This window comes from Ensifer sp. ZNC0028, assembly GCF_000799055.1.
GTDB lineage: Bacteria > Pseudomonadota > Alphaproteobacteria > Rhizobiales > Rhizobiaceae > Ensifer.
In genome coordinates this window covers 61596-68206 of record NZ_JTLA01000107.1, presented here as the reverse complement: position 1 = coordinate 68206, position 6611 = coordinate 61596, and the positions used below count along the sequence as shown (strand labels likewise).

The window sequence follows — 6611 nt, the reverse complement described above, 5'->3', positions numbered from 1 at the left end:
CTACCCCCGTCAACACGGGGTGCAGAAACGACAGTGCCGCCGCAGCGAGAACGTCAGTAACGTCGTGGCGATTGCGCCGCTCGATCAGGCCGCGCGGCTCCAGCTTTCACGTGCCGCAGCAGCTTCCAGCTTGAACTTCGCCAACATCGTGCGCAGCTGACGGCTTTCTTCGGCGAGTGTGCCGCTCGCCGCCGTGGTCTCTTCGACCATCGCCGCGTTCTGCTGGGTCATCTGGTCCATGTGGTTGACCGAGGTGTTGATCTCCTGCAGCGCAGTCGCCTGCTCGCGGGCAGCAGTTGCGATCGTGTTGACGTGGCCGCTGACATTGTTGACCAGCGTCTCGATCTCCAGCAGCGCCTCGCCGGTGGAACGCACCAGCGAAACGCCGGTTTCGACTTCCGATGCCGAGCTGTGGATCAGCGTCTTGATCTCCTTGGCCGCATTGGCCGAACGCTGGGCGAGTTCTCGCACTTCCTGGGCGACAACGGCAAAACCACGGCCGGCCTCGCCGGCGCGTGCCGCTTCGACGCCGGCATTGAGCGCCAGCAGGTTCGTCTGGAAGGCGATCTCGTCGATGACGGAGATGATCTGGTTGATGCGGTTCGACGAATCCTCGATGCGCCCCATCGCGTCGACCGCGCTGCGGACGATCGCACCGGAACGGCCGGCGCTTTCCTTGGTGGCACGCACCATCTCATGCGCCTCGTTCGCCCGCTCGGAGGCGGTGCGCACGGTCGAGGTGATCTCGTCGAGTGCCGCAGCGGTCTCTTCAAGCGCTGCCGCCTGCTGTTCCGTGCGCTTGGAAAGATCATTGGCAGCCGAGCTCAGTTCGGCCGAGTTGTCGTTGATGGTGCTTGCGGCGCTGCGCACGTTCTGCATGGTCGAGCGCAACGTCACCATCGTCTGGTTGACGTTCACCTGCAGCTCGGCAAAGGCGCCGTGGAATTCGCCGCGCATGGTCTGCGTCAGGTCGGCATCGGCAAGGGCTGCAATGACGCGGCGAACCTCGTTGACCGTCTGGTCGACGCTCGACACCAGCTCGTTGACGCTCGAGGCAAAACGGTTGAGGTCCTCGTTTTCGTAGTCCTTGTTGATGCGGCCGGTGAAATCGCCGGCAACGGCCGAGGCGACGACGACGCTGATGTTGGACTGCAGGTCGCTGCTGCGGGCATGGAGGGCTGCTTCCTGCGCCTTCATCGCACGCATGGCAATGCCGTTCTTGCGGAAGACTTCAACGGCGCGGGCCATCTCGCCGATCTCGTCCTGGCGGGAAACGTCCGTCGCATCTCCATCGAGTTTGCCGTCCGCAAGTTCGCTCATCGTCGAGGTCAGGTCACGGACCGGCATGACGATACCGCGGCGGGCAACGACGAGGCTGACGCCGACGCCGAAGAGTACGCAAAGCGCCGCGGCGGCGGCAAGGATCGTCATGGCCACGGACGAGGAGTTGAGCGCCTCTTCACGGGCCGTCGCCAGCGCATCGCCGGAATAGGTGCTGTAGGTCTTGACCGTTGCCGTCACCGTCTTTTGGGCTTCGAGCGCCTTGTCGAGTGCGGCCTTGACGGCACCGGCATCGCCGCCCTTTTCGGCGGCAACGGCGACCATGGCGCGGATCTCGTCGAAGTAGCTGTTGAGCGTCAGGCGAATGTCGTTCAACAGCTTGTCTTCGGCATCGTCGGCGACGGCCTCGATCTTGGTCAGGCGACCGAGCATTTCTTCGGCACGCTTCTCGGTTTCCGCGCCAAATTCGGCAGCGTTCTCAGGCGCGGCGGCGAGCTGGTAGGTCATGCGGCTGACGGCAATGATGTCGACCCGCAGGTCCATCGCCTCGCGCGCTGCTTCCTCACGGGCGCCGACATCGACGATCGTCGCACCGAGCGAGGAAAGACCACGCGCTCCGGCGAGCGCAATCAGAATGGAGGAAATGCCCATGACCACGACCACGAGGCCGACCTTGGTCAAAATCGAGAGGTTCTTGAACGTCACTGCCGTGACTCCTTGGATGTCGCGATCGCGCTGTTGGGAGGGACATGGTCAGCCAAACCGGCGGGAGGAGGACCGGATGTTTGCAAGCGCCGTCGAGGGAGGAGGTCGGGCGCGCACTGACCAATGAGCACTTAGTAATTTCGAATTTAAATTCGAGTTAAAAAAGCGATCACGTCTTTTCGCATATGCAGCAAAAGAAATGGCGCATATCCCAGAACGAAAAACGGGCGGACGATCGCTCGCCCGCCCGCAGACCACCGCAGCAGTCTTGGGAGATTTCAGTCTCCGGCCTATGACCGGCCGTAGCCGCCGCCGGTGGGTGTCACCACGGTAAAGGCTTCGCCCGCCTCGAGCACCGTGTGGGCGCAGCCCGACAGCTCCTCCGTCCGGCCGTCATTGCGGCGAACGATGTTGCGGCCGAGTTCACCCGGGCTGCCGCCCTTGATGCCGAAGGGCGCGACGCGGCGATGGCCGGAGAGGATCGCGAAATCGAGCGTTTCGCGCGCCCGGATCGTGCGCTTCGTGCCGTTGCCGGCGTGCCACTGGCCACGACCGCCGGAGCCGAGGCGAATGTGGAAGTCTTCGAGCACCACCGGGAAGCGGGTTTCGAGGATTTCCGGGTCGGTGAGGCGCGAGTTGGTCATATGGGTGTGGACCGCATCGGCACCGTTGTAGCCGGGACCGGCCGGCGCGCCGGAGCAGATCGTCTCGTAATACTGATAGTTGTCGTTGCCGAAGGTCAGATTGTTCATCGTCCCTTGCGCGCCCGCCTGGCTCTGGACCGCACCGAACAGGCAGTTGGTGACGGCCTGGCTGACCTCGACATTGCCGGCGACGACGGCCGCCGGATAGCGCGGCGTCAGCATCGTGCCCTCGGGGATGACGATGTGGATCGGACGCAGGCAGCCTGCGTTCATCGGAATGTCGGCCTCGACCAGCACGCGGAAGACATAGAGCACCGCCGCGCGCGTCACGGGCGCAGGCGCATTGAAGTTGTCGCCGCGCTGTTCCGACGTGCCGGTGAAATCGACCGTCGCCTCGCGCTTGTCGCGATCGACGGTGATCTTGACCACGATGCTGCAGCCCTGGTCCATCTCGTAGGAGAACTCACCGTCCGGCAACTGGTCGAGCACGCGACGCACGCTCTCGGCGGCATTGTCCTGGACGTGGCCCATATAGGCCTCGACCACATCCTCGCCGAACTGGGCGATCATCTTCTTGAGTTCGGCGACGCCCTTTTCGTTGGCCGCAACTTGCGCCTTCAGGTCGTTGACGTTCTGCAGGATGTTGCGCACCGGATAACGCGCACCGTTCAGAAGCGTTTCGAGCTCCGCTTCGCAGAAGCGGCCGGCATCGATGAGCTTGAAGTTGTCGATGTAGACGCCTTCCTCCTCGATGTTAGTGGCAAGCGGCGACATCGAGCCCGGTGAGATGCCACCGATATCGGCGTGATGGCCGCGGCTGGCGACCCAGAAACGGATCTCTCGTCCGGCATCGTCGAAGACCGGCGTGCAGACGGTGAGGTCAGGCAGGTGCGTGCCGCCGTTATAGGGCGCGTTGATCAGGAACACGTCGCCCGGATGGATGACCGGGTTTTCGCGGATCGCGGTTGCGACCGAGGCATCCATGGAGCCGAGATGCACCGGCATATGTGGGGCATTGGCGACCAGATTGCCGCGGTTGTCGAAGACGGCGCAGGAGAAATCGAGCCGTTCCTTGATGTTGACCGAATAGGCGGTGTTCTGCAGGGTTACGCCCATCTGCTCGGCGATCGACATGAAGAGGTTGTTGAAGATCTCCAGCATGACGGGATCGGCATGGGTGCCGATCGCGCTTTGCTGCTGCAGCACCTTAACGCGGCGAAGCACGATATGGTCCTTGGCGGTCAGTTCCGCCTGCCAGCCATCCTCGACGACGACGGTCTGGTTCGGTTCGATGATGATCGCCGGGCCGTCGAGCCGCTGGCCGGGGCTCAGCTCGGCGCGCAGCAGGACCGGCGCGTCGTGGAACTGGCCTTGCGAATAGAAGCGTGTACGGCGTGAAACGTCGGGCATGCCCGTGGTGACGGATGCGCCTTCGCGCTCCATCTGGGCCGCACCGCCGCCGACCGTCTCGACTTCGACGGCATCGATGACCAGCGCCTTGTTGTCGGCGACGAAGCCGAAGCGGCGCTTGTGCAGCTCTTCGAACTCGGCGCGCAGGCGGGCGATGTCGTCATGCGCCGGAAAGGTCGCGTCGACGGCGAGCACCGTATCAGTGCCGGCATAGCGGATATGGGCGCGCAGATGGGTGCGGATCTCGTCGCGGGCAATTCCTTGGGCTTCCAGTTCGCCGAGGCAGTCGACTTCCAGCTCGGCGCCCAGCGTGCTGAGCGCTGCCGGCGCCTGGTCGTCGAGCGCGACGCCGAGCGCCTTCTGGCGGGTCGAGCGGATATCGGCAAGGCCCATGCCGTAGGCCGAGAGCAGGCCGGACATCGGATGCACGAGAATGCTCTTCATGCCGAGCTGGTCGGCAACGAGGCAGGCATGCTGGCCGCCGGCACCGCCGAAGCAACTGAGCGCATAGCGCGTCACGTCATAGCCGCGCTGCACGGAAATCTTCTTGATCGCCTCGACCATGTTGGCAACGGCGATGCGGATGAAACCGTCGGCCACGTCCTCGGGGCTGCGGCCATCGCCGATCTCGGTTGCCATGGCGGCAAAGCGGCCACGCACGGTCTCGACATCGAGACGCTCGTCCTGGTTCGGACCGAAAAGAGCCGGGAAGAAGTCCGGCATCAGCTTGCCGAGCATGACATTGGCGTCGGTAACCGCGAGCGGGCCGCCGTTGCGGTAGCAGGCAGGGCCGGGATTGGCACCGGCCGAATCCGGGCCGACGCGGAAACGCTCGCCGTCGAAATGCAGGATCGAACCGCCGCCGGCGGCAACGGTGTGGATCAACATCATCGGCGCGCGTACACGCACGCCGGCGACTTCCGTCTCGAACGCACGCTCATATTCGCCATCGAAATGGGCGACGTCGGTGGAGGTGCCACCCATGTCGAAGCCGATGACGCGATCAAAGCCCGCGGCTTCACCGGTCTTGGCCAGGCCGACGACGCCGCCGGCCGGACCGGAGAGAATGGCGTCCTTGCCCTGGAACATCTCCGCTGCCGTCAGGCCACCCGACGACATCATGAACATGACGCGCGCGCCAGTGCGGGCAATATCGAGCTCGCCCGAGACTTGAGCGACGTAGCGGCGCAGGACCGGGGAGAGATAGGCGTCGATGACGGTGGTGTCGCCGCGGCCGACATATTTGATCAGCGGCGAAACCTCGTGGCTGACCGAGACCTGCTCGAAGCCGAGTTCGCGGGCAATGCGGGCAACGGCCGCCTCATGCTCCGGGTATTTGTAGGCATGCATGAAGACGATGGCGACGGCCTTGTAGCCCTTGCCCTTCAGGTCTTCGAGGGCAACACGCGCCTTTGCCTCGTCGAGCGGCTGCTCGACGATACCGTCCGCCAGCACCCGCTCGTCGAGCTCGACGATATCCTGGTAGAGCGCTTCCGGCTTGATGATTTCGGTCGCGAAGATCTTCTTGCGTTCCTGATAGCCGATCTTCAGCGCGTCGCGGAAACCCTTCGTCGTCACCAGCGCCAAGGGCTCGCCCTTGCGCTCGAGCAGCGCATTGGTGGCGACCGTCGTGCCCATGCGCACTTCGCCGATGAGACCGGTCGGGATCGACGCACCGGTCGCAAGGCCCAGATGCAGGCGAATGCCCTGCACGGCCGCGTCGCGGTAGGCCTCGGGATTTTCCGAAAGCACCTTGCGCGCATGCAGATTGCCCTGCGGATCGCGACCGATGACATCGGTGAAGGTGCCGCCGCGGTCGATCCAGAAGTCCCAGCTGCCGGTTTCGCGTGCGCTCATTGTCCATCCCTCTCATTCGCGAGCCGCTTCATTGTGCAAGCCCGGAAATTCATCAAAGCAGTTCGTTGACAAAATGTCGATAAAATGATGACATAAAATCGTCAAGATGAGGAAGAGCTGAATGACGAAGAAGTCGGAGGATAGCTTCGAAGGAAGGGAATGGGCCGAAAATGCCCTGCCCGAACATCTAAAGCCGGTCGCGGCCATCGGCCCGATCGTTTCCTCCGCGCACCTGGCCGAAGGTGGTTCCCCCGGTCTTTCCGAAGTCGAATACGGGCTGATTCTGGCATCCCACGCCTTTCATCGCTGGATGATGCGCTGCATGGCGGCTGCCGGCGTTCCCGGTCTCTCCCCCATCGAAATCCTGATCCTGCACACGATCCGTCATCGCGATCGCGGCAAGAAGCTCGCCGACATCTGTCTCGTGCTCGACATCGAAGACACCCATGTCGCGACCTATGCGATCCGCAAGCTCGAAGCCGCCGGCCTGGTAACGACGGGCAAGGAAGGCAAGGAAAAGACGATCCTCATCACCGACAAGGGCTCGGACGCCTGCACGCGCTACGCAAAGATCCGCGAGCGGCTGCTGGTTTCCTCCACCGCCAAGGCGCGTCCTTCCGAAGAGACGCTTTCCGAGATCGCCGCCGTCCTGCGTTTCATGTCGGGCGCCTATGAACAGTCCGCGCGCGCCGCGACCACATTGTAACAAGGAAG

At 63.6% G+C, this 6611-nt stretch carries 3 protein-coding genes; 1 reads left to right on the top strand and 2 read right to left on the bottom strand.

Features of this window, described 5'->3' with window-relative positions:
- Positions 1 to 84 precede the first annotated feature (84 nt).
- The gene (locus L981_RS24975; protein ID WP_043622648.1) at positions 85 to 1986 is read right to left on the bottom strand and encodes a methyl-accepting chemotaxis protein; all 1902 of its coding nucleotides are present in this window, start codon (positions 1984 to 1986) and stop codon (positions 85 to 87) included.
- 290 nt (positions 1987 to 2276) lie between these two features.
- Positions 2277 to 5897 carry a hydantoinase B/oxoprolinase family protein gene (locus L981_RS24970; protein ID WP_043622646.1) on the bottom strand — a complete coding sequence of 1207 codons (3621 nt, stop codon included), beginning with the start codon at positions 5895 to 5897 and terminating at the stop codon, positions 2277 to 2279.
- A gap of 121 nt (positions 5898 to 6018) precedes the next feature.
- Between L981_RS24970 and L981_RS24965 the strand changes: the two genes are divergently transcribed.
- Positions 6019 to 6603: a winged helix DNA-binding protein gene (locus L981_RS24965; RefSeq protein ID WP_043622645.1), complete on the top strand. Its 585-nt coding sequence runs from the start codon at positions 6019 to 6021 to the stop codon at positions 6601 to 6603.
- The last annotated feature ends 8 nt before the right edge of the window (positions 6604 to 6611 follow it).

What these genes read in the sequence shown, in the direction of transcription:
- L981_RS24965 (WP_043622645.1), top strand. Translation starts at nt 6,019, where the DNA reads ATGACGAAGAAGTCGGAGGATAGCTTCGAAGGAAGGGAATGGGCCGAA.
- L981_RS24970 (WP_043622646.1), bottom strand. Translation starts at nt 5,897, where the DNA reads ATGAGCGCACGCGAAACCGGCAGCTGGGACTTCTGGATCGACCGCGGC.